This window comes from Mesorhizobium sp. M1078 (assembly GCF_040318615.1).
Classification (GTDB): domain Bacteria; phylum Pseudomonadota; class Alphaproteobacteria; order Rhizobiales; family Rhizobiaceae; genus Mesorhizobium.
Genome location: NZ_JAMYMP010000001.1, coordinates 764,320 through 788,641, shown reverse-complemented (window position 1 = coordinate 788,641; position 24,322 = coordinate 764,320). Strand labels below are relative to the sequence as shown.

Here is a 24,322-nt window from a genome sequence, read left to right as displayed (position 1 = left end):
GGCAGCAAACCGGCTTTCCCGACCAGGCGAGGGACCTTTCGGATGGACTTCATCTTCATGCTGACGCGCCACGATCGCACGGTCGAGGACTGTCTCGACCTGGTCGATTTGATTGAGCCGGTCGGCCTGAAGCATGTCGGCTTCAAGGATATTGGCGTCGCGCCGGATGTGCTGCGCAAGCTCGCTGTCGCCATTGGCCGGACAGGCGCCACCACTTACATGGAAGTTGTCTCGACGACGGCTGAGGCCTGCCTTAATTCCGCGCGCATCGCCAGGGATCTCGGCATCCAGCGCCTGCTCGGTGGTACTCAGGTCGACGAGATCATGGCGTTGCTGGAGGGGAGCGGCACCGAATACTACCCTTTTCCCGGGCGGCCGGTCGGCCATCCGACCAAGCTCGGCGGTTCGGCCGAGGATGTCGAGGCCGACTGCCGCGCCTTCGCCGAGAAGGGTTGTGCGGGATGCGACATCCTCGCCTATCGCGCCACCGAGGCCGACCCGGCCGAACTGGTGCGCGCAGCCCGGCGCGGGCTTGGTCCGTCGCGGCATCTGATCGTCGCCGGTGCTGTGGCATCAGCCGATCGGATCAAGGCAATCAAGCTGGCCGGCGCCAACGCTTTTACCATTGGCACAGCGGTTTTCGATGGCTCCTATTCGCCGACGAAAGGTTCTATCCTCTCGCAACTGCGGGATGTCCTCGCGGATTGCGAGCGTGTCTAGTGCCAGTCATCGGCATCGATCTCGGCACACAAAGCCTGAAGGCGATCGTTGTCGACGACGAATTGCGGCTGCGTGGCGAGGCCGCTGTGCTGTACCAGCCGGCCTTCCCGGCGCCCGGCTGGGCCGAACAGAACCCGGCGCTGTGGCTGGCGGCGCTCAAGCCGGCCATTGCCGGCGCGCTCGACAAGGCTGGGCTTGCGCCGTCCGACATCAAGGGTATTGCCATTGCCGGCCAGCTCGACGGCTGCGTCGCGGTCGATGGCAATGGTGAGGCGCTGGCTCCGTGCATCATCTGGATGGACCGGCGGGCGGCAGGAGAGATCGCCGGCATCGATCCGGACTTCATCCGCGAGCGCACCGGTCTTGTCCTCGATGCCACGCATATGGCGGCGAAAATCCGCTGGGCAGCGCGCAACCTGCCCGAAGCGCGCCGGGTGGCGCTCTGGCATCAACCGGTATCGTTCGTGGTCGCGGCGCTGTGCGGTCGTGCCGTCATCGATCACGCGCTGGCCTCGACAACCATGCTCTATGGACTGAAGGAGCACAACTATGCCGGCGATCTGCTGGCGGCCTTCGACATCGATGCAGATAAATTGCCCGGCATCGACGATGCATCTGAGATCGCCGGCGCCTTGACGCACGCCGGCGCCGAGCTCACCGGTTTGCCTGTGGGCACGCCGCTGGCGGTCGGCACCGGCGATGATTTTTCGGCCGCCATAGGCGCCGGGGTCGTCGTGCCCGGTGTCGTCGCCTGCAATCTCGGCACGGCCGAAGTGGTCGGCGCGGTGTCCGGCACGCTTCGCCTCGACCCCGGCGGCCTGGTCGAGACCCATGGCTTTCTCGGCGACGGCTATTTCATCTCCAACCCCGGATGGCTCTCGGGCGGCGCGGTGACGTGGTTTCTAACAACCTTCGGCGTCGATTCGCCGGCGGCGATGTCGGAACTGGCGGCGACGGTGGTTGCCGGCAGCGACGATTTGCTGTTCTTGCCCGCGTTGTCCGGTGCCATGGCGCCGCGCTGGATCGCCGAAGCGCGTGCCGCTTTCTACGGCCTGACATCCTTCCACGGCAAAGCGGCCTGCGCTCGCGCAGTGCTGGAAGGCTGCGCCTTCGCCATGCGCGACGTTGTCGACCGGCTGGACGAGCTCGGCATAACAACCGGGCGCATCCGGCTCTCAGGCGGTGGCGCGCGCAGCCGGGTGTGGGGGCAAATCCGGGCCGATGTCAGCGGCAGGCCGGTCGAGATCGCGGGTGCGGCCGATGCCTCGCCGATCGGTGCGGCAATCCTTGCCGCCGCAGCCATCGGCCTTACCTCCTCAGTGCGGCAGGCGGCTGAAAGGCTGGCCGGCCACATCGAGACGATCGACCCTGATCCTTCCGCCAAGGCCGCCTACGACAGAAGTTACCGCCGGTATCGCACCTTGTTCGATGCCCTGACCCCGCTTCATGCTGACTGACCGGACTGCATCCTATGTCCAGACAAATGCTCCATCGCCTTATTGCCGGCACGCTGCCTGACCCGGATAGCCAGGGAATGCTGTCGGTGCCGCTGAAGACCATCGTCATAGGGCGCGGTCTCGGCGACGAAGCCGATGCGCTGGTCAAGCCGCTGCCGCTCGGCCGCAGGCTCGCCGTTGTCATGGATCCCGACACAAGGCTGGCTCTCGGCGAGAGAGTGTCCATTGCGCTGCGCGGCTCGATCGATGTCGACAAGATCATCCTGCCGCGCCATCCGCATCCCGACATGGACGCCGTGCGATCGGTGATCGCCCGCACGAAAGACGCCAGCGGTCTGGTCGCGGTCGGATCCGGCTCGATCAATGACATCACCAAATATGCCGCCCATCTGACCCAAAAGCCCTATGCGGTGTTCGGCACCGCGCCGTCGATGAACGGCTACACCTCGGTGTCTGCGGCAATCACAGAGGACGGCCTGAAGAAATCGCTGACGGCGAGCCTGCCGGTCGGTGTCTTCCTCGATCTCGATGTCATGGCGCGAGCGCCGCACCGGCTGATCGCTGCCGGCTTCGGCGATTCGATGGCGCGGCCGACCGCGCAGACCGATTGGCTGATGGCGCATCTTTTGCTCGGCACGCCCTACCGGGAGGCGCCGTTCATGCTTCTGGCGGAGGACGAGGAGGCGCTTATCGCCAAAGCCGGCGAACTCGGGACCGGCGACATTGAGGCGATGGAAGTGCTGGTGCGCACGCTGGTCATGTCGGGCCTTGGCATGACTTTGTGCGGCGGCTCCTATCCGGCCAGTCAGGGCGAACATCTCATCGCCCACTATATCGACATGCGGGGCCAGGGATTGCCCGAAGCGCATCACGGCGAGCACATAGCGGTGACGACGTTGACGATGGCGCGGCTGCAGGAACGCGTGCTGGCGCTGCGGGAATTGCAGCTCGCGCCCTCCGCCGATACGCCAGACCGCTTCATCGAAATCTTCGGCGAAACGCTCGGACGTTCCTGCTGGGCGGCATTCAAGCCCAAGCTGCTGGACCGCGAACGGGCAGACGTCATCAACACCATGCTGGCCAGGCAATGGCGCTCGCATCGTGAAAGGCTGGTGCGGGTGGCACGCCCGGCGCGCGAGATCGCGGCAGCACTGCGCGCCGCCGGCGCGCCGACCACGCCGCAGGAGGTTGCCATACCGGCTGGCTTCTACGACGAGGCGGTCGCCAATGCCCGGCTGATCCGCGACAGGTTCACCATGCTCGACGTCGCGGCTGCCTCGCTCGAAACGGTTGCGGCGGGAGCCTGAGCGGGTGCTGCGTCCGCTTGCCGACTTCACCGCGCTGGACCGGCGCAACATCGCCGTCGTGCTGACCGATATAGACGACACCTTGACCGACAAGGGACGGCTGCCGGCAAAGGCCTATGTGGCGCTGGAGCGGCTGAAGCAGGCCGGCTTCATTGTCGCGCCGGTTACCGGCCGCCCTGCCGGCTGGTGCGACCTGATCGCCCGGCAATGGCCGGTGGACGGCGTGATCGGCGAGAACGGCGCCTTCTATTTCCGCTACGACGACGCCAAAAAGCGGATTGTTCGCCACTACGCCAAGAGCGCTGCCGAACGGCAGGCCGATGCCGCGCGCCTCAAGGAGATCGAGCAAACCGTTCTGCGCGAAGTTCCGGGTGCGGCGGTCGCGGCCGACCAGGCCTATCGCGAGGCCGATCTGGCGATCGATTTTTGCGAGGACGTGGCGCCGCTGCCCAAAACCGAGGTTCTGAAGATCGTCGGCATCTTCCAGCGCTATGGCGCGACGGCGAAAATCTCGTCCATCCACGTCAATGGCTGGTTCGGCAAATACGACAAACTGTCGACAAGCCGGCTATTCTTGCGGGACTGTTTCGGTATAGATATCGACCACGACAAGGACAGCATTGTCTTCGTCGGCGATAGTCCAAACGATGCACCAATGTTCGGCTTCTTCCCCAACAGCGTCGGCGTCGCTAATGTGCTGGACTTCGCCGGCGAGCTTCCTGCGTCTCCCGCCTTCGTCACAAGAGGGCGCGGCGCGGAGGGATTTGCCGAGCTTGGCGACGCGCTGATTGCTGCAAAGGGAATGGAATAGTCATGGACCAAGGCCGACTGACGAAGAAGGAGCGGCACGCGCTTATCCTTTCGGAAGTGCGCCGGTCGGCGTCGATACGCATCTCCAAGCTCGCACGGCGCATCGGCGTCGCCGGCGAGACCATCCGCCGCGATCTCATCGAACTCGGCGATGCCGGGCTGATCAACCGCACCTATGGCGGTGCGACGATCTCGCTGGTGACATCAGAACCGGTGATTTCGGAGCGTGGCCTGACCCTGATCGAGGAGCGCGCCCGAATCGGCCGCGGCGCGGCAAGCCTTGTCGAGAAGGGCCAGATCGTGATGATCGATGGCGGTTCGACCACCTATGAGGTGGCGCGCAACCTTTCGCAGCTGAAGCGCGACCTGACCATCATCACCAATTCCACCGGCGTGGCCTCGGTGGCGGGCGCCAATCCGACCTTTCGGGTGCTGCTCTGCCCCGGGACCTATGATAGCCGGGAAGGCAGCGTGTTGGGCGAAGACACCGTCGAGTTCCTGCGCCGCTACAATGCCGACGTCGCCATTATCGGCGCATCGGGGATAAGCGCCGATGGTCCGAGCGACATGATCTCGGGCGCCGCGGCCGTTAAACGCGCAATGATATCGCGTTCACTGTCGACGGTGCTGGTGGTGACCCACGACAAGTTTGGCCGCAGCAGTCTGGAACGCATCTGCGGGCTCGATGACATTGCCGATATCGTCACCGACAGCGAACCGAAGGCCGACCTGCGCACTGCTGCCGAACAGGCGGGCACGGAGATGCATGTGTTTGCCGCCGACTGATCAGCATTGGCTATCCGGCGGCATCCCGGTTGGTCAGCGCGATGTGGCAGCAGCCGGAGCCGTGGCCCGGCGTCCAAGTGACATTGTCGAAGCGCACGCCCGTTGCCTCGAACAGACCACGGTCGAAAGCGCCGGCGATGCGGCAGAGCGTGGCGAGTTTTTCATCACCGACACCGGCCTCGACCCAGGCGTCCTTCAGCGGACAACGCTTCACCTTGAAGGCGATGTGGTCCGGCCCGCGCTCGACATCGGTCGGATACATCAGGCCGCCATCCGGGCTGACGGCCAAAAATGCCTCGCCGATGGCCGGCGCGTCGTTAGGTCCGAAACGGGCGAAGGCGGCCGCCGCCACCTCCTTGCCGCGCTGCTCGATGGTGCGGATCATGATCGCCTCGGCCTTTTCCGCGCCGAGTTCGCCGGTCAGCTCGTCGAGAAACAGACGGTAGAGATCGGCGCGGTTGCGGAAGGCGGAATCGAGTTCGCGCGAGAGTTTTTCGGCTCTGGCTTCTGGTTCGGTCATGGTACTTGCCTGCTGCTTCTGTCCAATCTTGGCGCCGCCGCAACCAGCGCCTTGCCGATTGCCGATTGCGGCGCGTCGACTACGTTGCGGGCGTCGCCGCTCTCGGCGATCCGCCCGGCGTTGAGAAGAACGACGCGGTGGGCGATGGCCCGTACGACGCCGAGATCATGCGAAATGAAGAGATAGGCGATCCGTTCCCTGGCTTGCAGGTCGAGCAGCAACTCAAGGATCTGTCCGCGGACCGAAACGTCGAGCGCCGACACCGCCTCGTCGAGCACGATCAGCGACGGTTTGGTCGCGATGGCTCGGGCGATGGCGACGCGCTGGCGCTGGCCGCCGGAGATTTCGTGAATGGCGCGCGGGGCGAGATCGGCTGCCAGCCCGACGCGATCCAGCAAGGCAGCAATGCGGGCCGGCCTCTCGGCGCGGGAAGCGATGGCATGGATGCGCAAGGGATCGTCAAGCACGCGAGCCACCGTGGCGCGCGGGTTGAACGCGGCGAGCGGATCCTGGAACACCATTTGCAGGCGCGCGCGCTTGGTGCGCAGGGCCGCACCCTTCAAGAGCAGAAAGTGATCGCCTTCGAACTGGACGGTGCCGGCGTCGGGCTCGATCAACCTAAGCACCAGCCGCGCGATCGTCGACTTGCCGCTGCCGGAGGGCCCGGCCAGCGCCAGCGTCTCGCCGGGTTCGATGGCGAAGGAGACACCGTCGACGGCCGCGATGGCCTTGCCGCCACGACGGTATCGCTTGGTAAGACCGGAGACGGTGAGCAAGTTCATGCCGGCGCCCGTCGTAGCAGCGGATCGGCGTCGAGGCCGAGATGGGCGTCGAGCAGCGTTCGCGTATAGGCATGGCGCGGGGCGTTTATGATTTGCTCCGTCGGGCCGAGTTCGATCAGTTCGGCGTTCCGGAATACAGCGATACGCTCTGCGAGTTCGGCGGCCAGCGCGATGTCGTGGCTGATGAACAGCAGCGTCATGCCGTCCTCCGCCACCAGTTGCCGAATGAGGCTGACGATTTCGGCTTGCACAATGGTGTCCAGCGCGCTGGTCGCCTCATCGGCGATCAGCAGTTTCGGACCGGCTGCAATGGCCGCGGCAATTGCAACGCGCTGCTTCTGGCCGCCGGAGAGCTGGTGCGGGAAAGCACGCATGGCGGTTTGTGGGTCGGGCAGCCGGACACGTTGGAGCAGGGTTTTGGCTTTGGCGTAAGCTTGTGGCCAGTCGAGGCCGAGGTGGGTGCAGGCGACTTCGGCGATCTGTTTGCCGACGGTCATGACGGGGTCGAGGCTGGCGGAGGGGTCCTGGAAGACGAAACCAATGTCGCGGCCGGGAAGGGGGAGCGTACTGGGCTCGGTTAATTTGAGAGGTCGGCGTTCCGTCACACCCCCCTCTGTCCTGCCGGACATCTCCCCCGCAAGGGGGGAGATTGCTCTCTCATCTCCGCCTTCGCCAACCACGAACGTTGCAGAAGGGAAGCCGTCGGCAAAGCTGCTGATCTCCCCCCTTGCGGGGGAGATGTCCGGCAGGACAGAGGGGGGTGGGAAGGATCGCGGCGCCTGAAATCGCCACTTGACATGCCCTTCAATCTTGGCTGACCCCGGCAGCAGTCTAGCCACCGCCAGCGCCAGCGTGCTCTTGCCCGAACCGCTTTCGCCAATGATCGCCAGCCGCTCGCCGGCAATAACATCCAGGCTGACCCCCTTCAGCGCCGTTACCTCGCTGCCATCGCTGAAATAGCGCACAGACAGATCGCGTATCTCAGCCAGTGCGGTCACGACAGGCTCCTCCGCACCGCCGTCGTTTCGACCACGCCTTCGCCGGTGAGATTGACGCCAAGCACGGTCAGCACCAAGGCGATGCCCGGAACGATCGACAGAAAGGGCGCGGTGCGCAGCACAGTGCGGCCCTCGGCGATCATGCCGCCCCAGGTGACGCGATTGGGGTCGCCGAGACCGAGGAAGGACAGCGCTGCCTCGGTGAGGATCGCGGCCGCCACGATCACCGAGGACAAGGCCAGCACCGGCGGCAACGCGTTGGGCAACACCTCGCGAAAAGCGATCTCAAGCGGATGCATGCCGATGACGCGAGCGCCGGCGACGTAATCGCGCTCGCGGATCGACAGCACTTCGGCGCGCGCTACACGCGCCGGTCCGGTCCAGGCGCCAAGCGCTATTGCCGTGACGACGACACCGACCGACGGCCCGACGACGCTGACGAAGGCCAACGCCAGGAGAAAACTCGGCACGGTCTGGAAGGCATCGGTGATGCGCATCAGCCCCTCGTCCACAAGGCCGCCGGCAAAGCCGGCCAGCGTGCCGACGATCGCGCCGACGAAGAGTGCCGCCGCCGCCGCCGCCAGGCCGACCGCCAGCGAGGTGCGGGCGCCGTGGAACAGTTCGGCCAGCACGTCACGGCCGAGCCGGTCGGTGCCGAGCGGCAGCGACCAGTCCTGGAACGGCGGCAGCAGTGCTGGTCCGGCAATGGCCTGCGGGTCGCCGGGGAAGAGCAGCGACGCAAACAGCGCCATGGCGAACAGAAGCGCCAGGATGATCGCGCCGGCGACCGCTTCCGGCCGGCGCAGGAACCGCGGCAGCGCGCTCACGCGCTGGCCTCGCTGGCACCGACGCGCGGGTCGAGGAAGGCGTAGGCGATGTCGACTGCAAGGTTGATGGCAATGACGAGGACGGCGCTGGTGAGGATGATGCCGAGCAGCAGCGGCGTGTCGCGCGAGGCGACCGCTTCCTGCGCCAGCCGGCCGAGGCCGGGCACGGCAAAGACGCTTTCGATGACGACGCTGCCGCCCAGCATCTGCGCCGATTGCAGGCCGAGCATGGTGACCAGCGGCAAGAGCGCGTTGCGGGCGACATGGGCGAGCACGATGCGGCGGCGCGACAACCCCCTGGCGCGGGCGGCGAGCACAAAATCCTGCCGCCACGCCTCGGCCATGCCGGCGCGCATCATGCGCAGATAGAGGGCGAGATAGATGAAGCCGAGCGCGGAAACCGGCAGGATGAGATGGACGGCGATGTCGGTGGCGCGGTCAAAACCGGTCTTGTCCGAGGCCAGGCTCTCGATGCCGCCGATCGGCAGCCAGCGCAGGTCGACGGCAAAGACGACGATCAGCACCAGGCCAAGCCAGAAACCCGGCACGGCATAAAGCGCCAGCGAGCCGATCGACAGGAAGCGGTCGCGAAAGCTGCCGGGTCTGGCGCCGGCATACATGCCGAGCGCCGAGCCGAGCCCGAAGGAGAGCGCGGTGGCGGTCACCATCAGGAGCAGTGTCGTCGGCAGGCGTTCCAGGATAACATCGCGAATTGGCCGCGAGAAGGTAACGGACTGGCCGAGGTCGAAATGCAGCAGCGCCCAGAGATAGTTCGCGAGCCGTGTCAGCTCGGACTGGTCGAGGCCCCAGCGATGACGCAGCAATTCGATCATGCCGGCGTCGCCGCCGGTCGAGACGATGTAGGCGTCGACCGCGTCACCGGGGGCAGCTTCCAGGAGGAGGAATGTGCCGATGATGACGATCAGCAGCACGAAGATGCTGCCGACGAGGCGACGGCGGATGAGGGTGAGGGCGCGGGTCATGGGAAAGGCATAGCGCTGCGCCAGTCGGGAGAGGTGCGGTGTGACGAAACGCGGCCCTACGCCATGCCTTCACACCAATTTCTTTGCGAACTTTCATCCGCGCAAATGTGTCACGATTCCAGATAGGTGTCCGCCCAGTTCGACACCGCCCATCGCGGGTTGTTGGCGATGTTGCCCACGGTATCGCGCGCGACGCTGATGAAGCTCCATTCGGCGACGTTGATCAGCGGCAGGTCCGCCGCGACCTGTTTCTGGAATTCCTTGTAGAGGTCGGTGCGCGCTGACGTATCCAGCGTCTCCGAAGCCTTGGCGATCAGCGCGTCGAGCGCGGCGTTCTTGTAGCCGCCCTGGTTGGAGAACGGCACGCCGTCGGGAATGCCGCTCTGCACCAGGATGGTGGTCGAGATCGCCGGGTCGCCGCGGAACACCGGCGGGCCGACGGCGAGGTCGAAGGCGTGGTCGGTGTAGACGGCCTTGATGTGCGCGGCCGAGTCGTTGTTGACGATCACGGCGTCGATGCCGATTGCCGCCAGCGCCTGGCGCAGATAGTCGCCGAACTGTTTGGTCTCGTTGAAATAGGGTGCCGGCAGGAGTTTTAGCGCAAAACGCTTGCCGTCGTCGGCGCGCTTGTAGCCCGCGTCATCGAGCAGGGCGTTGGCCTTGGCGACGTCGAAGGGATAGGTCGGCACGTCGGCGGTGTAGAATTGCGGGTCGTTCTTCGGCACCGGGCCGGTGGCGGCAGCGGCATAGCCGAGGAACACCGTCTTGACGACAAAATCCTTGTCGATGGCATGCGCGATCGCCTGGCGGACCTTCACGTCGGCCAGTTCCTTGCGGCGATGGTTGATCTCGACGACAAGCTGATAGGTCAGCCCCTCATAGCCCTTGGAGATGACCTTCAGGCCCGGCACCTTGGAGATGCGGTCGAGATCGGCGAGCGGCACGGCGGAGAAGGCGGCGAGCTGGATCTCTTCGGCCTCGAGCGCCGCTGCAGCCGACGTGCGGTCGGGCAGCACCTGGTAGATGATCTCGTCGAGATACGGCTCGTCCTTGGCCCAGTAATCCGCATTCCTGGTCAGCTTGTAATACTGGCCGGCCTTGTATTCGCCGAACTTGAACGGTCCGGTGCCGATGGGTGCATTGTTGGCCGGGTTGTCCTCGATCTTGCCGACCTCGTAGATGTGCTTCGGCACCACGCTTGACAGCGCCGGCAGCGCGTTGCGGATCAGCTGGAACGGCGTTGGCTTGGCGAATTTAAAGACGGCGGTCAGATCGTCAGGGGTGTCGACGCTGGCCAGATCCTTGAACACGGTGCGGCCGAGATTTTGCAGCGGCTTCCAGATCTGCAGCGCGGAGAAGGCGACGTCGGCCGAGGTGAACGGCTCGCCGTCATGCCACTTGACGCCGTCGCGCAGTTTGAAGGTCACCGACAGCCCATCGGCAGCACCTTCCCAGGAGAGCGCAAGGCGGGGTTCCAGTCCGTCCTTGCCTTCGAACGAGGCTTCGGCCAGCGTTTCGACGATCTTGCTGGAGATGAAGAAGACGCCGTTGGAGGCGACGATGGCCGGATTGAGATTGCGCGGTTCGGAATCGGCGGCGAGCACCAGCCGCCCGCCCTTCTTCGGCGTCTGCGCCCAGCTGAATGTGGGCATGGCGGTGGAGGCCAGCAGCAAAGCTGAGCCGCCAAGCAGCGTGCGTCTGGAAATATCCGACATGATCAAACTCCGTCCTCTCCGCGACCAGATGGGCGCACCCCTCGGATCTGGCGGCACCCGCCAGCATCCTGGCGGCGATTATGGCCCTTGCCAAGGGTTTCGCCAGAGACGGAATTGGCGCATCTTTGCTTGGCTTTGAAATTTTCGTCCTCTGGACCAGTTTTAGGTGGCCCTTTCATTCTGGAATTCTGGTAGGACCAGATTGCCTTAGTGTGCAGCAATGACGAGTGGTGACAGCCTGCCGAAGCAATTTAACCTGTTTCTGGCTGGACCAGAGTTAACGAAATGGTGCAGATTTGATCGAAGCCAAGGGATTGGACGCAGTACGGCCGGCGATCCCACTGATATCACGGAGAGAAAGATGAACATCGCCCCGGGCAAGAGCGCCGTCAGCAATATCCCGTTCGATCAGGTGAGGGTCGACCGGCTGATGGAAGAGGCCGGCATCGATGTTCTGCTCGCGACCTCCAAGCACAACACGCAGTATCTGCTTGGCGGCTACAAGTTCATCTTCTTTGCCGCCATGGATGCGATCGGCCATAGCCGTTACCTGCCTATCGTCCTCTATGAAAAAGGCGGGCCCGGTCATGCCGCCTATATCGGCAACCGCATGGAAGGCGCCGAGCACCAGAACAGGCCGTTCTGGACGCCGACGCTGCATGCCGCCTGCTGGGGCACGCTCGATGCTGCCAATCTTGCGGTCGAGCACATCAGCAAGATCGGCAAGGCCGGCGCCCGCCTCGGCATCGAGCCGGCCTTCCTGCCGTCGGACGCCTATGCGCTGATCCGCAAGGCGTTGCCGGATGCCAGGCTGATCGATGCGACCGGCATGCTGGAGAGCATGCGCGCCATCAAGACGGACGCCGAGCTGGAAAAGCTGCGTATCGCCTCCGAGCTGATCACCGATTCCATGTTGGCGACCATCCGGTGGGCGCATGAAGGCACGACCAAGGCGGAGATCATCGAGCAGCTGCGGCGTGAGGAAACCAATCGCGGCGCGCATTTCGAATATTGCCTGCTGACGTTGGGCGCCAGCCACAACCGCGCGGCGTCACCGCAGGCGTGGAAAAAGGGCGAAGTGCTGTCGATCGATTCCGGCGGCAATTATCACGGCTATATTGGCGATCTCTGCCGCATGGGCATTCTGGGCGAACCGGATGCCGAGCTTGAGGATCTATTGGCCGAGGTCGAGACGGTGCAGCAGGCGGCGTTCTCGAAGGTGAGGGCGGGCACCATCGGCGGCGACATGATTTCGCATGCCGAGGGTGTGCTGAAGGCCTCCAAGGTCGCGCCCTACACGGATTTCTTCGCCCACGGCATGGGCCTGATCACGCATGAGGCGCCGTTCCTGATGACCAACCATCCGGTGACCTATGAAGGCACCTATGCCGCCAAGCCGCTGGAGACAAACATGGTGCTGTCGGTGGAGACGACCATGCTTCACCCGACGCGGGGGTTCATCAAGTTGGAGGACACGTTGGCGGTGACGGATGCGGGGTATGTGATGTTTGGGGATCGGGCACGGGGGTGGAATAGAGGTGGGATAGCCTAGCTCGGCGCTACCCCCTCACCCGGATTGCCATCCGAATTGCGAAGGGCAATTCGGGGCTATCCGACCTCTCCCCGAGGGGAGAGGAGTTTGCGCCGGCGCTGGCTTCTGCCTCTTCTCCCCCTCGGGGAGAAGGTGGCCGCGAAGCGGCCGGATGAAGGGGGCCTTCGCGATTACTTCCCCGCCGGGATCAGCCTGAAATCCGGCAGCTCCCGCAGCACCAGTTCCGGTCCGGCCGGCGAATAGACGACGAAGAGCTGCATCGGCCCATCGCCGGTATTCAGCGTCGAATGGAAACGGCTTTCCGGCACATAGATGGTGCAGCCGGGGCCGACCTTGGCGACGACCGGATTGCCCTCCTCGTCCTCGACCATCTGCTCGCCATTGCCTGAGATGACGAAGATGATCTCTTCCGCGCCGGGATGGTTGTGGCGCGTATGGCCCTTGCCTGAGGGCAGGTCGACGACACCGCCGGAAAAGCGCTCAGCGCCATTCACTTCAGGCGCGACCGTCAGCGACAGCTTGCCCCAGTCAAAGCCGAAGGCGCTCACGTCCTTCGGGTATACGAATACCTTGCTCTTGTCGGTCATGATCTCATCCCCTTCTTTTTCTTCTGGTCGTGCGGCATGACGGCCTTGAAATCCGCCGTCTGCCTGGCGATCGCGGCTTCAGCCGGCAGCCGTTCCATCGAACTCGCGCCATAAAAGCCGTGCAGGCCCTTGCAGCGGTCGAGGATGTAGCGGGCATCATCCGGCATCGAGATCGGCCCGCCATGGCAAAGCAGGATGACATCCTTGCGCACCGAGCGCGCCGCGTTGGCGATGACGTCGATCTCGACCACGCAGTCGTCGAGCGACTTGGCCGACGTGGCTCCGATCGAGCCGCCGGTCGTCACCCCCATATGGGCGACGACGATGTCGGCGCCGGCTTTTGTCATGGCGCGCGCCTCGTCGGGGTTGAAGACATAGGGCGTGGTCAGAAGATCGAGCTTGTGCGCCTCGGCGATCATGTCGACCTCCAGCCCGAAGCCCATGCCGGTTTCCTCAAAACTCTGGCGCATGCTGCCATCGAACAGGCCGATGGTCGGGAAATTCTGCACGCCGGAAAAGCCCATCGTCTTCAGCTCGGCAAGCAGCAGCGGCATGATGACGAAGGGATCGGTGCCGTTGACACCGGCCAGCACCGGCGTCTTTTTGACCACCGGCAGCACCTCATAGGCCATTTCCTTGACGATCTCGTTGGCGTTGCCATAGGCGAGCAGGCCCGCAGCCGAGCCGCGCCCGGCCATGCGATAGCGGCCGGAATTGTAGATGATGATGAGGTCGATGCCGCCGGCTTCCTCGGCCTTGGCCGACAGGCCAGTGCCGGCGCCGCCCCCAACGATGGGCACGCCGTCGGCGATCATCGCCTTGAACTTCTTCAATATGTCCTTGCGCGGTATTGCGGGCATTTGTTGGCTCTCACTATCTGGCGATGTCGAGGAAGGCCGCGGTTGCGGCTTTGGCAAATTCCGGATCGTTGATGTGCAACGGCAGGCGTGAGACCCGGCGCGCGGCGTTCGGCTTGATGGTGCGCTCGACGGCATCGAACAGCACGGCGTCGGCTTCGGGGTCGAAGAAGGCGCCGCCCTCGATGTCGAGTGCCGAGACGCCTTTTTCGGGGATCAGGAAATGCACAGGGCCCTCGCAGCGAGCGAGCCTGGTGCCGATCCACTCGCCTATACCGCGGCATTCATCCACCGTGGTGCGCATCAGTGTGACGTTGGGATTGTGCTCGTAGAACAGCCGGCCCCTAAACTTCTCGGGAATGGTCGGCGGCGCCCAGAAATTGACCATGTCCAGCGCGCCGACCGAGCCTACATAGGGCAGCTTGGTGCGGGCGATGGCGCCGAAGCGGTCCTCCGTCGCAGGCAGCACGCCGCCGAGCAGCAGGTCGCAGACTTCCGTCGTGGTGATGTCGATGACGCCGGCGAGCAGGCCCGAGTCCGCGAGCTTCTCCATCGAGCGGCCGCCGGTGCCGGTGGCGTGGAAAACCATGCAGTCATAGTTGGCGCGCAACTGATCCGCGATGGCGGTCACGCAAGGCGTGGTGACGCCGAACATGGTGAGCCCGAGTGCCGGCTTGCCGGTGGCAGTCGGCGCCGGCTTTGTGGCCATGCCGGCGATCGCTTGCGCCGCGTTGTGTAGCACCGTGCGGGAGAGCCGGTTCAGTCCCGCCATATCGGTGACCGATGGCATCATGATGATGTCGGAGACGTCGACATAGGGCGCGGTGTCGCCGGAGGCGAGCGTCGAGACCATGATCTTGGGCAGCCCAAGCGGCAGCGCGCGCATGCCGGCAGTGATGATCGACGTGCCGCCGCCGCCGCCAATGCCGATCACGCCTGATATGTCGTCGCGCGACTGAATGAAACTGGTGAAGGCGGCGCCCATGCCGGCCACTGCCGTGCCGCGATCATCGATGCCGAGCACGCCACTGGCTCCATCCGGATGATGCGCCGCGACCTCGCTGGCCGGGATATCGACCGGCACGGTGGCGCCGCGCGTTCCGATGTCGACACGGGCAACCGAACTGCCGGTGGCGGCAATAGCATCGGCCAGGAAGGCAAGTTCCTCGCCCTTGGTGTCGGCTGTGCCCACCACGTAGATGCGCTTCATCGCGTTTCTCCCGTCACCGGCCGACCGGCGCCGGGCCGCCTGTCGCCCTTTGCCGGCCTTTCGGTAGGCAAAGGTCATTGCAATTTTTTGAGACGCGCGTATCGTATTGACATGGAAGTCTCACGTCAACAAGCCGCTGGGAACGACGACGCCAACGAGGCTGCAGAACGCGGCCCACGGGCCCGCACAAAACGGCTGATGCTGAAGACGGCGACGCGGCTGATGCAGGCGGGCGTCACCCCGTCGGTCAGCGAAGTCGCGGAGGCGGCGCAAGTGTCGCGCGCCACCGCCTATCGCTATTTCCCCAGCCAGGCAGCCCTGGTGCAGGCGGTGGTCGACGAGGGGCTTGGGCCGATCCTGACCTGGCAATCGACGTCCACCGATGCCGGGCGCCGCGTTGCCGAATTGTTCGATACCGCCATGCCGCGCATCGAAGCTTTCGAGGCAACTTTCAAGGCAGCGCTGAAACTGTCGCTCGACCAATGGGCGCAGCGGCAGGCGGGCACGCTGGGCGGCGAGCCGCAATTCACGCGCGGACATCGCGTCCAGCTGCTGAAGGATGCCATCGCACCGCTCAAGGGCCGGCTGCCGCCGCGCGAGTTCAAGCGCCTGGCGCAGGCGCTGTCGATGATGTTCGGCGTCGAAGTGCTGATCGTGCTGAAGGATATATGGGGGCTCGATAGCCGCGGCATGCGGTCGGTCGCGCAATGGGCGGCGGGCGCCCTTGTGCGCGCCGCGGTGGCGGAATCAACGGCTGAAATCGATGCGGCCCCGACAGCGGCATTGGCGAAATAGCGCCAATCTGGTTCGACCAGATTTGGATGCCCACTATTGATGTTAACCGGGATGGCAGTGCCGAAACAAGGCTCTCCTATATGAACGAGTAGGAAAATTCAGGGAAAACAGTCGGATACATGAAAAATCCGGTTATACAAGGTCCGGTGGTGATCCAAGAAAGAGCTTGACGGCTATCCAAAATTGGTAATACCAGATCAGGAAAGAAAAGGCGGATCGAGAATGACAGCCGCAGTCCATTTCGGCAGGGCGAGGAGAATCATACGGATGGCGCGTGTTCCGTCCGCACGAGGTGGCGCATCGTGACGCAGACGTCGCCTCGCGCCAGTGACGGCAAGGGGATTGCGCTGCGCCTCGATGGGCTCAGCAAGGCCTATGGATCCGTGCGCGCCATCAACGACCTGAGCTTCGCCGTCGACGAAGGCCGCTTCTTCGTACTCTTCGGGCCGAGCTCCGTTGGCAAGACGACGACGCTGCGCACTATCGCCGGCCTCGTCCAGGCCGACTCCGGCACGCTTGAGATCGGCGGCCGCGACATGGCCCATGCGCCGATCGCCGGCCGAGGCATCTCGATGGTCTTCCAGTCTTTCGCGCTTTACCCCCACCTCACGGTCTATGACAATCTCGCCTACCCGCTGCGCGAGGAGAAAGCCGCGCGCGCCGAGATTGACAAGCGGGTGAAAGAGACCGCCGAGATCCTGAAGCTGACACACCGCCTGAAGGCCAAGCCGGCAACCCTGTCCGGCGGAGAGCAGCAGCGCGTCGCGCTCGGCCGCTCCCTGATCCGCCGGCCAAAGATTCTTCTGCTCGATGAGCCGCTCACCAATCTCGACGCCAAGCTTCGGCACGAGACGCGCGCCGAGCTGAAGCGGCTGCACCGCCAGTTCGGCATGACCGTGATCTATGCCACGCCCGACGAGCTCGAGGCTCTCTCGATGGGCGAGACGATCGCCGTCATGCGCGATGGGGGCATCGTCCAGATCGGCACGCCAGACGAGCTTTACGAGCAGCCGATCAATACCTATGTCGCCAGCAAGATCGGCTCGCCGCACATGAATCTGTTCACGGCCTCGGTGCGCGCCGACACCAGATCTTTCGACACGCCGCTCGGGACTCTGGTTCCGGCGACGGCGCCAAAGACTGCCGATGCCAACGAGGCCGCGCTGATCGGCATTCGCCCGAGCGACATTCGGCTCGCCGCCAAGGGCGAAGCCGGGGTTGCCTCGAAGGTGCATCTGGTCGAACCGCTCGGCGACATAACGATCGTCTCGGTCGAGGCCGGCGGCGAGATGTTGCGCATGGTGCTGCCGGAAGCGATCGCCGCCAGCATCAGGACCGGCGATTCGGCATCGATCGCCATCGATAACAGGAAAATCCACGTCTTCCGCGCCGCGAGCGGCCAGGCAATGACCTGACTCGAACGGCGAGAAGCAATCCGGTTAACCAAGGGAGGAAACGCGAATGACGGCGATGACCAAACTGAAAGGGCTAGCGACAGCCGCAAGCTTCGCTGCCACACTACTGGTGGGAGGCGTGACCTATGCCTCTGCCGAAGAAGTGACGTTGACGATGGCGGTGCCGGATTGGCCCCCGACCCGCATTATGAAGAAGTTCTTCGACGAGCAGTACAAGCCGAAGTCTGGCAATACTGTGAAGCTCGATGTGGACTTCATTCCGTGGCCGGATTTCTACACCCGCGTCAACGCCTCGTTGACCTCGGGCGAAAAGAAGTACAACTTCATCGTGTCGGACTCGCAGTGGCTGGGCGCCTTCGTCGAAGGCGGCTACTTCCGCAAGATCAACGATCTCATCGATGCCGACCCGGAACTCAAGGCGACGATGGAGTCGATGCATCCCGCCGTGCTCAACGCCTACTCGACCTATCCCAACAGCACGCCGAACTACTACGGCTTCCCGCAGTTCCCGGACGTGCTGGTCACCTACGGCCGCAAGGACGTGCTCTGCAACAACGACGAGCAGGCCGCCTACAAGGCGAAGTACAATGAGAAGCTGCCCTGCACCGGCGAAGAAATCGACGCCATGGACTGGAACACGTTCGAGCATGTTGGCGAATTCTTCCAGCGCAAGAAGGGCGACAAGCTCGCCGGCCAGGTGCTGGATGACGATTTCTATGGCATCGCCTATCAGGCAGGCAAAGGCTACGACTTCTCGACGAGCTCGGTCCACACGTTCGTCTGGGAGCATGGCGGCGGCATCTGGGATGAAACCAAGGCCCCGACCGGACATGCCGAAGGCGTCGTAAACTCCCCGAAGTCCATCGAGGGCATGGAGCATTTCCTCAAATTGCTGAAGTTCATGCCGCCGGTGGTCAAGACCGGCACCATGGACATCTTCGTCTCGGACCAGTTGTTCCGTGAAGGCAAGGTGGCCATGAACATCGACTGGATCGGTCTCGCCGAAGCCTCGCTCGATCCCAAGACGTCGAAGGTTGCCGACAAGCTGGTGTTCGGATTGGCGCCAGGCCTGCGCGGTGCCGACGGCAAGGTGAATCGTACGTCACAGATCGGCGGACAGCCTTTCGTTCTCACCACCTGGACGACGCCTGAGCAAATCAAGGAAGCGGTTGGCTTCGTGAAGTGGTGGCTCTCGCCTGATATCCAGCACCAGTTCGCCGCCGGCGGCGGCCAGTCCGCGATCAAGTCGGTCTACAGCGATCCGAAGTATGTGACCTATCGTCCGTGGGACCGCGCCTGGGCGAACTCGCTCGACTGGCAGAAGGACATGTGGCACGTGCCGCAGTTCTTCGAACTGCTCACCCAGCAGCAGGACCAGTACGACCTGGCCATCACTGGCAAGCAGGACGCCAAGACCACCTTGGATAACATCGCCAAGTTCCAGGAGGACCTCCTGAAGAACGATGGTCTTATCCAGTAACCTTCCGACATAGCTGCGGGGAGCGGGCAAAAGCCGCTCCCCGTCATTGCCACTTCAGGCGCTCCATATTTCGGACTCCCATGACCGCTGTTTCAAGCACGCTGCTGACACCACGCCTTACCGCGGTTGTTGCCCACAACTGGAAACTCGCCATCGCTGTCGCTGTCGTCGTGTCGGCCATATCAATGGCGGGCTTGCCTGCGGCTGTCTCCTTCTGGGTGGTGGGCGCCGCGGTGGCGTTGGTCGCGGCCGCATTTACCGTCAACGCGTATCGCCGCCACTACTTCGGCGCCTTGCTGGTCGCTCCGGCAATCGCCGTTCTGTTTGTGATGAATATCTTCCCCCTGCTGTGGTCGCTGGGCCTTTCGTTCTTCGCCTACCAGGCAAACCAGCAGACGATCCGCTTCGTCGGACTCGGGAACTACATCCGGATCCTTACCAACGATCTCGCTGCTCACGCGACTTGGGGCGCGCTGATCAATACCGCCATGTTCGTCGTGTTCACCGTCTCCGCGCAGATGATCGTCGGCTTTCTGCTGGCCATCCTGTTCGCCAAGCAATTTCCGCTGCGCAAGTATTTGTTGATCCTGGTGCTGACACCGATGATGCTTTCGGTTGTCGCCTCTGGCGTGTTCTTCACCTACTACTATGACCCGACATTCGGGATTCTCAGCTACGTCATCAATTCCATCTCCGGCAACCAGTTCATCCTGATGAGCAACAAAGTCGGTGCCGTGGCGGGAATCGTTTTCGCCGACGCATGGATGTGGTCGCCCTTCGTCATGCTCCTTGTGCTGGCGGGCCTCGTCTCGGTGCCGAAATACCTTTACGAGGCCGCTGCCATCGACCGTATTTCCAGCTGGCGGCAATTCTGGATGATCACCTTCCCCTACATCCGCGGCCTTCTGATGTTGGCCCTTCTCTTCCGCACCATCGAGGCATTCAAGCTGGCGGATCTCGTCATCCTCCTCACCAAGGGCGGCAACGACACGCTGACGATCTCCTATCACTTGATCCGCATCGCCAACGAGCAGAACAAGACGAGTGAGGGCGCGTCGATCTCCTATCTGATGCTGTTCATGGTGATCGTTCTCACCAACCTCTACCTGTACCTCGCAAACCGCCGTACGCAGGGAGCCTAACCCGTGACCGAATCGATATTGGGAAAGCTCGGCTTCCGCAGGGCCAGCGGAGTAGACGAGGCCGGCTGGGGGCGGACGCTCGCCGTGGCCGTCGTCGCCTTTATCTATTTTCTGCCGGTGCTGTTCATCATATTCACCGCCTTCAAACCGCAGGGCGACGCGCTTCTGGTGCCTCCGACGCTGTCGCCCACGTCGCTGTTCGGCTTGATTCCGGATCATTTTGTGTTCAAGCCCACGCTCGAAAATTTTGGGTCCGTCTTTTCTCGCTCGATGACGTCGGGCGGTGCCCCGGAAGCGACAGGATTCGACCGTTATTTCTTCAACTCGATCTTCATCGCCTCGGCTTCGGTGCTGCTGGCGCTGGTCATCGGCACCCTGGCGGCCTTCGGCTTCTCGCGCTATCCGCTGAAAGGCAATGACACCTACCTGTTCATCATCCTGACCACGCGCATGCTGCCGGCGATTGTGGTGATCATTCCGGTGATCCTGATGTTCCGCGTAGTGGGCCTGTCGGGCTCGTATCTCGGCATCATCATGCTCTACACCGCCTTCAACCTGGCCTTCACCATCTGGATGATGAAGAGCTTCTTCGATGAATTGTCGCCAGACGTCGAGGATGCCGCCCGCCTCGACGGATCGTCCGGAATGCGGGTGTTCTTCAAGATTTGCCTGCCCCAGGTCATTGCCGGGCTCGCCGCCACGTTCGTGTTCGGCCTGATCCTCACCTGGAACGAGTTCCTCTTCGCCCTCTTGCTCTCGGGGCCCGACACGAGGACGGTCCCGGTCGCCATGAACCAGGCCGTGTCGTCGGGTGGACGCGGCACCGACTGGACTTTGCTTGCCGCCATCGAAACCCTGTTCCTCGTCCCAGTCTTCCTGGTCACCTTCTTCTTGCAAAACCATCTGTTGCGCGGTGTTACCTTCGGCACGGTGAAGCGCTGAGATGTCAACCATCGAACTCCGCAAAGTCACCAAGCGCTTCGGCTCCTTCACCGCGGTCAAGGACGTTGACCTGTCGGTGGCCGCCGGTGAGGTCGTCTGCCTTCTCGGCCCGTCCGGCTGTGGCAAGACGACGACCTTACGCGTCATCGCCGGGCTGGAAAGCGTCACTGACGGCGAGGTCGTCGTCGCCGGCAAGGTGATGAACAAACTGCCGCCCGAAAAGCGCGACATCGCCATGGTGTTCCAGTTCTACGCGCTCTACCCGTCGGCATCGATCGCCGAGAACATCGCCTTCCCGCTCTATCATGACGGCATTTCCGGGGCTGAGCGGACTGCCCGCGTCAACCGCGTCGCGGCGATCCTTCACTTGGAGCACGTTCTCGACCGGCTGCCGAACCAGATATCCGAGGGCGAAAAGCAGCGCGCCGCCATGGCCCGCGCCATCGTCCGCGACCCCAATTGCTTCCTCTTCGACGAGCCCTTGTCGCGTCTCGATGTCGAACTGCGCCAAACCATGCGTGGCCAGATCAAGGAAGTGCTGCAGGGCCTCTCCAAAGCGACCGTGATCGTGACCCATGACCAGCTCGAAGCGCTCACCATGGCCAACCGCATCGCCATCATGAAGGACGGCCTGATCGAGCAAGTCGGGTCACCGCACGAGGTATTTGCCAAGCCCGCCAATGCTTTCGTGGCGAGCTTCATCGGCACGCCGCAGATGAATCTTCTCGAGGCCGACCTCAAGGCCTTCGCCGATGGCACGGCGGACATGACCGTGGCCGGCATTAGTCTGGCGATCCGCACGGACGCGGCGGTCGCGCGCCTGCAGCCCGGCAAGGTGACGATCGGTGTCCGCCCCCGTGCTTTCACCGTGACCGATACGGGGGACCGTGGCACCATCTCCGCCAGAGCCGAGCTCATCGAGCCCATGGGCGCCGAAACCCTTATTCATGCCCGCACGGCGGCAGGCGCCGACATCCGCGTCGTGGTGACGAGAAGCCAGTGGGTCAAGGTCGGCGAGGCGCTGAATCTACGCCCCGATCCCAGGCAAACCCATGTCTTCGATGGCACCGGAAAGGCGGTGCGGTCATGAGCGACAGTTCTTCCGGCATGAGCCGCGCCGGCGCGTTCCGCCTCGAGCTCTTCATCATTGGCCTCGGCGTCTTGGCGCTGGTGCTGATCTTTCAACCCTTTTCCATCGGCCTGTACGCGGTCGGCAGCGGTCTCGTGGTGCTTGCCGGGCTCATCAACAACCTGCTGCCGTTGGCCCAGCCGGGCGTCAAGGTGCGCAGTGTGGTGACCGTAGCGCTGGTCGTGGCGCTGGTCTTCTGCATTGCGCTGCTGGTATCGATCACGGCGGCGCATCTCTACGGCGTCTTCTTCCTCAATCCACCGGACCCCAGCACTCTCGCCGGCAAGGCGCAGCTCGCCACGCCGCCTTTCTACAAGCAGGCTTTCGTGTGGGAAATCGCCGCCGCGGCGGTGATTCTCGCGCTGATCGTCACCGCTCTCAACAAGACAGCGCGATGATCAGCAGCTGACGCTATCCGGCAGGTCGCGCTCGCGCCCGTCCGCGACGGTCGGTGTGCGTCGCCCTCTCAACTCTCACGCCGTCATCCTCCGGCTTGACCGGAGGACCCGACGCCGAGATCAAGGATCGTGTCGACCGCGCCGCCAAAACACTCAGGATCGAACATCTGCTCGACCGCAAGACCGATCGTCTGTCCGGCGGCGAGATGCAGCGCGTTTCGATCGGCCGCGCCATCGTGCGCAAGCCGCGCGTGTTCCTGATGGACGAACCGCTGTCGGCGCTCGACGCCAAACTGCGCGAGGCGCTGCGCACGGAACTGAAGAACCTGCAGATCCAGCTTGGCGCCACCTTCCTGTTCGTCACCCACGACCAGATCGAGGCGATGTCGATGGGCGACAAGGTGGGCGTGCTCAACCATGGCCGCATCATCCAGACCGGCACGCCGCACGAGATCTATAACAATCCGCGCGATACCTATGTGGCCAGCTTCGTCGGCTCGCCGCCGATGAACCTGATCGATGGCAAGCTGGTCAACGGCCGCGCGGTGATGGCGCCGCTGAATTTCGAACTGCCTTTCTCTGGGGGTGCCAAGGCGGGCGGTGCGACCGACGGTCGCCCGCTCGTCTTCGGTATTCGACCTGAGGATGTGTATCTTGAAAGCGGTGCGCCGGTCGAGGCACGCGTCCACGATGTCGAGAACCATGGCGTGGAAAAGATCCTGACTCTGCGGGTCGGCGACACGACGCTGCGCGCCACGGTGCCGGCCAGAACCGATGTCCAGATCGAGCAGCCGGTGCGCTTTGCCTGGAATCAAGACAAGGTGGTGCTGTTCGACAAGGGCAGCGGCGTGAGCTTGCGGCACGCCAGCTAGTTGCGGTCGAACGACGGCGCCGCCTGACTATTTCTGGAAGTAGGTCTCGTAAGGCGTATCGTTGATCAGAAGGATCACGCACTCCGTCTCCGAGAGGCAGGCGTCGTCGTGCATCTCGTTGGCCTTCTGGGTCCAGTAGGATCCCGGCGGCAATTTGACCTTCGTCGCTTCGCCGCCGTCCATTTGCCAATGCGCCCACAGTCCCTTGATGACCACCGCGCGATAGTCGGCGGTGTGCGCATGAACCGGCGCGCGCCAGTTGCCGGGAACTTTCAGCAAGGTGCCCGCCGGGCCTTTGGCCCGGTCACCCCACAACGGGCCAAGGCGATGCGGCTGGTCTGGCACTTCGGCGACATAGGGGAACTTGTCGGCCGGGAGATAGCTGTCCTCGAGGGCAAAGGCGCGAGCGGGAAAGACGCAAGAAACGGCGAGCGCCAGAAACGCGCCGTCTTCGGCGGCCTGGTGGTCGACAATGCCGGTGTGGCCAGCGCCTTCGCCTCCTTGTGGCGCTGCGACCTTGCTGGCGGCGATCGTTGTGTTCGCGCGCGGCCCTAAGCGCGTCGAATAGCCGATAGCCATCCTTGGCTAAAGCAGCGGGCCCGAGAACTATCAAGGTTTTCGGGGCGTTGCTTTTGTGGTGAGAGGCCACCGTAGGGTCAGACCGCGCGGCCGTCGAAGTCGAAGACCGGCAGGCCGGTGGGATCGAAATCGGCGACGCAGTTGAGGTTGATGTAGGCGCTGCGTTCGTTGCCCTGACTGACATCCTCGGCGAAGGGATGGATGCCGCAGGTCCGGCAGAAGCGATGCGCCAACACGTGATTGTTGAACGTATAGGTGCCGAGATCATCGCCCCATGCGAGCACCTTCAGGCTGTCATGCGGGATGGCGCATAACAGCACGCCCTTGCGCCTGCACATCGAACAATTGCACCGCACGGCGCCGGTCAGTTCGGCTTTGAATTCGAACGCTACCTTGCCGCAGTGGCAGCTGCCTTTGTACAGCATCAGTCTCTTGCTATCGCTGGCAGGTGCAAAGGCA

25 protein-coding genes are annotated in these 24,322 nt (G+C 63.6%); 14 read left to right on the top strand and 11 right to left on the bottom strand.

Annotated features, from left to right (window positions below; translation table 11 throughout):
• Positions 1-42 precede the first annotated feature (42 nt).
• The 5 genes from NKH38_RS03985 to NKH38_RS03965 are packed head-to-tail and all read left to right on the top strand — an operon-like array spanning position 43 to position 5,080.
• Positions 43-720: a beta/alpha barrel domain-containing protein gene (locus NKH38_RS03985; RefSeq protein WP_023712278.1), complete on the top strand. Its 678-nt coding sequence runs from the start codon at positions 43-45 to the stop codon at positions 718-720.
• On the top strand, positions 720-2,177 hold the full coding sequence (locus NKH38_RS03980) for a xylulokinase (protein WP_023733638.1): 1,458 nt from the start codon (positions 720-722) through the stop codon (positions 2,175-2,177). Before NKH38_RS03985 ends, NKH38_RS03980 begins: the two co-directional genes overlap by 1 nt.
• 14 nt (positions 2,178-2,191) lie before the next feature.
• A complete protein-coding gene (locus tag NKH38_RS03975; RefSeq protein WP_352759211.1) occupies positions 2,192-3,484 on the top strand; it encodes an iron-containing alcohol dehydrogenase in 1,293 nt (430 codons plus the stop codon).
• A gap of 7 nt (positions 3,485-3,491) precedes the next feature.
• The gene (locus NKH38_RS03970) at positions 3,492-4,295 is read left to right on the top strand and encodes an HAD-IIB family hydrolase (RefSeq protein WP_023830118.1); all 804 of its coding nucleotides are present in this window, start codon (positions 3,492-3,494) and stop codon (positions 4,293-4,295) included.
• Positions 4,296-4,297: 2 nt separating this feature from the next.
• Positions 4,298-5,080: a DeoR/GlpR family DNA-binding transcription regulator gene (locus NKH38_RS03965; protein WP_023712282.1), complete on the top strand. Its 783-nt coding sequence runs from the start codon at positions 4,298-4,300 to the stop codon at positions 5,078-5,080.
• 10 nt (positions 5,081-5,090) lie between these two features.
• Here the strand turns inward: NKH38_RS03965 and NKH38_RS03960 are convergent, their stop codons facing one another.
• The 6 genes from NKH38_RS03960 to NKH38_RS03935 form a co-directional block, all read right to left on the bottom strand.
• Positions 5,091-5,600: an L-2-amino-thiazoline-4-carboxylic acid hydrolase gene (locus tag NKH38_RS03960; RefSeq protein WP_023712283.1), complete on the bottom strand. Its 510-nt coding sequence runs from the start codon at positions 5,598-5,600 to the stop codon at positions 5,091-5,093.
• Positions 5,597-6,382, bottom strand: coding sequence for an ATP-binding cassette domain-containing protein (locus NKH38_RS03955; protein ID WP_352759207.1), 786 nt, complete (start codon positions 6,380-6,382; stop codon positions 5,597-5,599). The genes NKH38_RS03960 and NKH38_RS03955 overlap by 4 nt, the downstream gene beginning before the upstream one ends.
• A complete protein-coding gene (locus NKH38_RS03950) occupies positions 6,379-7,380 on the bottom strand; it encodes an ABC transporter ATP-binding protein (protein ID WP_023830117.1) in 1,002 nt (333 codons plus the stop codon). The genes NKH38_RS03955 and NKH38_RS03950 overlap by 4 nt, the downstream gene beginning before the upstream one ends.
• Positions 7,377-8,207 carry an ABC transporter permease gene (locus NKH38_RS03945; protein WP_352759204.1) on the bottom strand — a complete coding sequence of 277 codons (831 nt, stop codon included), beginning with the start codon at positions 8,205-8,207 and terminating at the stop codon, positions 7,377-7,379. Before NKH38_RS03945 ends, NKH38_RS03950 begins: the two co-directional genes overlap by 4 nt.
• Positions 8,204-9,190 (bottom strand): ABC transporter permease, encoded by a 987-nt coding sequence (locus NKH38_RS03940; RefSeq protein ID WP_352759202.1) that lies wholly within the window; start codon positions 9,188-9,190, stop codon positions 8,204-8,206. The genes NKH38_RS03945 and NKH38_RS03940 overlap by 4 nt, the downstream gene beginning before the upstream one ends.
• A 110-nt stretch (positions 9,191-9,300) precedes the next feature.
• Positions 9,301-10,905 carry an ABC transporter substrate-binding protein gene (locus tag NKH38_RS03935; protein WP_081731209.1) on the bottom strand — a complete coding sequence of 535 codons (1,605 nt, stop codon included), beginning with the start codon at positions 10,903-10,905 and terminating at the stop codon, positions 9,301-9,303.
• A gap of 361 nt (positions 10,906-11,266) precedes the next feature.
• Between NKH38_RS03935 and NKH38_RS03930 the strand changes: the two genes are divergently transcribed.
• Positions 11,267-12,457 carry a M24 family metallopeptidase gene (locus tag NKH38_RS03930; RefSeq protein WP_023820487.1) on the top strand — a complete coding sequence of 397 codons (1,191 nt, stop codon included), beginning with the start codon at positions 11,267-11,269 and terminating at the stop codon, positions 12,455-12,457.
• Positions 12,458-12,627: 170 nt separating this feature from the next.
• Here the strand turns inward: NKH38_RS03930 and NKH38_RS03925 are convergent, their stop codons facing one another.
• From NKH38_RS03925 to NKH38_RS03915, 3 genes are read right to left on the bottom strand one after another with little or no spacing between them, the layout of a single operon-like run.
• The gene (locus NKH38_RS03925) at positions 12,628-13,044 is read right to left on the bottom strand and encodes a cupin domain-containing protein (protein ID WP_023669853.1); all 417 of its coding nucleotides are present in this window, start codon (positions 13,042-13,044) and stop codon (positions 12,628-12,630) included.
• Positions 13,041-13,904: a phosphoenolpyruvate hydrolase family protein gene (locus NKH38_RS03920; protein WP_023728577.1), complete on the bottom strand. Its 864-nt coding sequence runs from the start codon at positions 13,902-13,904 to the stop codon at positions 13,041-13,043. Before NKH38_RS03920 ends, NKH38_RS03925 begins: the two co-directional genes overlap by 4 nt.
• A gap of 13 nt (positions 13,905-13,917) precedes the next feature.
• Positions 13,918-15,111 carry a Tm-1-like ATP-binding domain-containing protein gene (locus tag NKH38_RS03915; RefSeq protein ID WP_023728576.1) on the bottom strand — a complete coding sequence of 398 codons (1,194 nt, stop codon included), beginning with the start codon at positions 15,109-15,111 and terminating at the stop codon, positions 13,918-13,920.
• Between the two features lie 111 nt (positions 15,112-15,222).
• On the opposite strand from NKH38_RS03915, the gene NKH38_RS03910 reads away from it, so the two are divergent.
• The 8 genes from NKH38_RS03910 to NKH38_RS03875 all read left to right on the top strand — a co-directional run bounded on the left by NKH38_RS03910 (position 15,223) and on the right by NKH38_RS03875 (position 23,284).
• Positions 15,223-15,906, top strand: a complete 684-nt coding sequence (locus NKH38_RS03910; protein ID WP_023704248.1) for a TetR/AcrR family transcriptional regulator — start codon at positions 15,223-15,225, stop codon at positions 15,904-15,906.
• A gap of 302 nt (positions 15,907-16,208) precedes the next feature.
• The gene (locus tag NKH38_RS03905) at positions 16,209-17,321 is read left to right on the top strand and encodes an ABC transporter ATP-binding protein (protein WP_031237758.1); all 1,113 of its coding nucleotides are present in this window, start codon (positions 16,209-16,211) and stop codon (positions 17,319-17,321) included.
• 46 nt (positions 17,322-17,367) lie between these two features.
• Entirely contained in the window at positions 17,368-18,801 is a 1,434-nt protein-coding gene (locus tag NKH38_RS03900) for an ABC transporter substrate-binding protein (protein WP_023728574.1), read from the top strand.
• Between the two features lie 80 nt (positions 18,802-18,881).
• Positions 18,882-19,943: a carbohydrate ABC transporter permease gene (locus NKH38_RS03895; protein ID WP_023835039.1), complete on the top strand. Its 1,062-nt coding sequence runs from the start codon at positions 18,882-18,884 to the stop codon at positions 19,941-19,943.
• A 3-nt stretch (positions 19,944-19,946) separates the two neighbouring features.
• Complete coding sequence (locus tag NKH38_RS03890; RefSeq protein ID WP_023728572.1) at positions 19,947-20,885, top strand: carbohydrate ABC transporter permease; 939 nt, start codon at positions 19,947-19,949, stop codon at positions 20,883-20,885.
• A 1-nt stretch (position 20,886) separates the two neighbouring features.
• Positions 20,887-21,975 (top strand): ABC transporter ATP-binding protein, encoded by a 1,089-nt coding sequence (locus tag NKH38_RS03885; RefSeq protein WP_352759194.1) that lies wholly within the window; start codon positions 20,887-20,889, stop codon positions 21,973-21,975.
• Complete coding sequence (locus tag NKH38_RS03880) at positions 21,972-22,412, top strand: hypothetical protein (protein WP_352759192.1); 441 nt, start codon at positions 21,972-21,974, stop codon at positions 22,410-22,412. The genes NKH38_RS03885 and NKH38_RS03880 overlap by 4 nt, the downstream gene beginning before the upstream one ends.
• Positions 22,413-22,465: 53 nt before the next feature.
• Entirely contained in the window at positions 22,466-23,284 is an 819-nt protein-coding gene (locus NKH38_RS03875; RefSeq protein WP_084023725.1) for an ABC transporter ATP-binding protein, read from the top strand.
• 27 nt (positions 23,285-23,311) lie between these two features.
• Here the strand turns inward: NKH38_RS03875 and NKH38_RS03870 are convergent, their stop codons facing one another.
• Positions 23,312-23,722: a DUF4437 domain-containing protein gene (locus NKH38_RS03870; RefSeq protein ID WP_031249035.1), complete on the bottom strand. Its 411-nt coding sequence runs from the start codon at positions 23,720-23,722 to the stop codon at positions 23,312-23,314.
• Between the two features lie 218 nt (positions 23,723-23,940).
• Positions 23,941-24,288 (bottom strand): GFA family protein, encoded by a 348-nt coding sequence (locus NKH38_RS03865; RefSeq protein WP_023735150.1) that lies wholly within the window; start codon positions 24,286-24,288, stop codon positions 23,941-23,943.
• Positions 24,289-24,322: the final 34 nt, after the last annotated feature.

Excerpts from the sequence above, each read along its gene's own strand:
- NKH38_RS03915 (WP_023728576.1), bottom strand. The coding sequence starts at position 15,111 with ATGAAGCGCATCTACGTGGTGGGCACAGCCGACACCAAGGGCGAGGAA.
- NKH38_RS03885 (WP_352759194.1), top strand. The coding sequence starts at position 20,887 with ATGTCAACCATCGAACTCCGCAAAGTCACCAAGCGCTTCGGCTCCTTC.
- NKH38_RS03975 (WP_352759211.1), top strand. The coding sequence starts at position 2,192 with ATGTCCAGACAAATGCTCCATCGCCTTATTGCCGGCACGCTGCCTGAC.
- NKH38_RS03880 (WP_352759192.1), top strand. The coding sequence starts at position 21,972 with ATGAGCGACAGTTCTTCCGGCATGAGCCGCGCCGGCGCGTTCCGCCTC.
- NKH38_RS03895 (WP_023835039.1), top strand. The coding sequence starts at position 18,882 with ATGACCGCTGTTTCAAGCACGCTGCTGACACCACGCCTTACCGCGGTT.
- NKH38_RS03925 (WP_023669853.1), bottom strand. The coding sequence starts at position 13,044 with ATGACCGACAAGAGCAAGGTATTCGTATACCCGAAGGACGTGAGCGCC.
- NKH38_RS03955 (WP_352759207.1), bottom strand. The coding sequence starts at position 6,382 with ATGAACTTGCTCACCGTCTCCGGTCTTACCAAGCGATACCGTCGTGGC.
- NKH38_RS03930 (WP_023820487.1), top strand. The coding sequence starts at position 11,267 with ATGAACATCGCCCCGGGCAAGAGCGCCGTCAGCAATATCCCGTTCGAT.
- NKH38_RS03935 (WP_081731209.1), bottom strand. The coding sequence starts at position 10,905 with ATGTCGGATATTTCCAGACGCACGCTGCTTGGCGGCTCAGCTTTGCTG.
- NKH38_RS03960 (WP_023712283.1), bottom strand. The coding sequence starts at position 5,600 with ATGACCGAACCAGAAGCCAGAGCCGAAAAACTCTCGCGCGAACTCGAT.
- NKH38_RS03865 (WP_023735150.1), bottom strand. The coding sequence starts at position 24,288 with ATGCTGTACAAAGGCAGCTGCCACTGCGGCAAGGTAGCGTTCGAATTC.
- NKH38_RS03985 (WP_023712278.1), top strand. The coding sequence starts at position 43 with ATGGACTTCATCTTCATGCTGACGCGCCACGATCGCACGGTCGAGGAC.
- NKH38_RS03920 (WP_023728577.1), bottom strand. The coding sequence starts at position 13,904 with ATGCCCGCAATACCGCGCAAGGACATATTGAAGAAGTTCAAGGCGATG.
- NKH38_RS03965 (WP_023712282.1), top strand. The coding sequence starts at position 4,298 with ATGGACCAAGGCCGACTGACGAAGAAGGAGCGGCACGCGCTTATCCTT.
- NKH38_RS03940 (WP_352759202.1), bottom strand. The coding sequence starts at position 9,190 with ATGACCCGCGCCCTCACCCTCATCCGCCGTCGCCTCGTCGGCAGCATC.
- NKH38_RS03910 (WP_023704248.1), top strand. The coding sequence starts at position 15,223 with ATGGAAGTCTCACGTCAACAAGCCGCTGGGAACGACGACGCCAACGAG.
- NKH38_RS03900 (WP_023728574.1), top strand. The coding sequence starts at position 17,368 with ATGACGGCGATGACCAAACTGAAAGGGCTAGCGACAGCCGCAAGCTTC.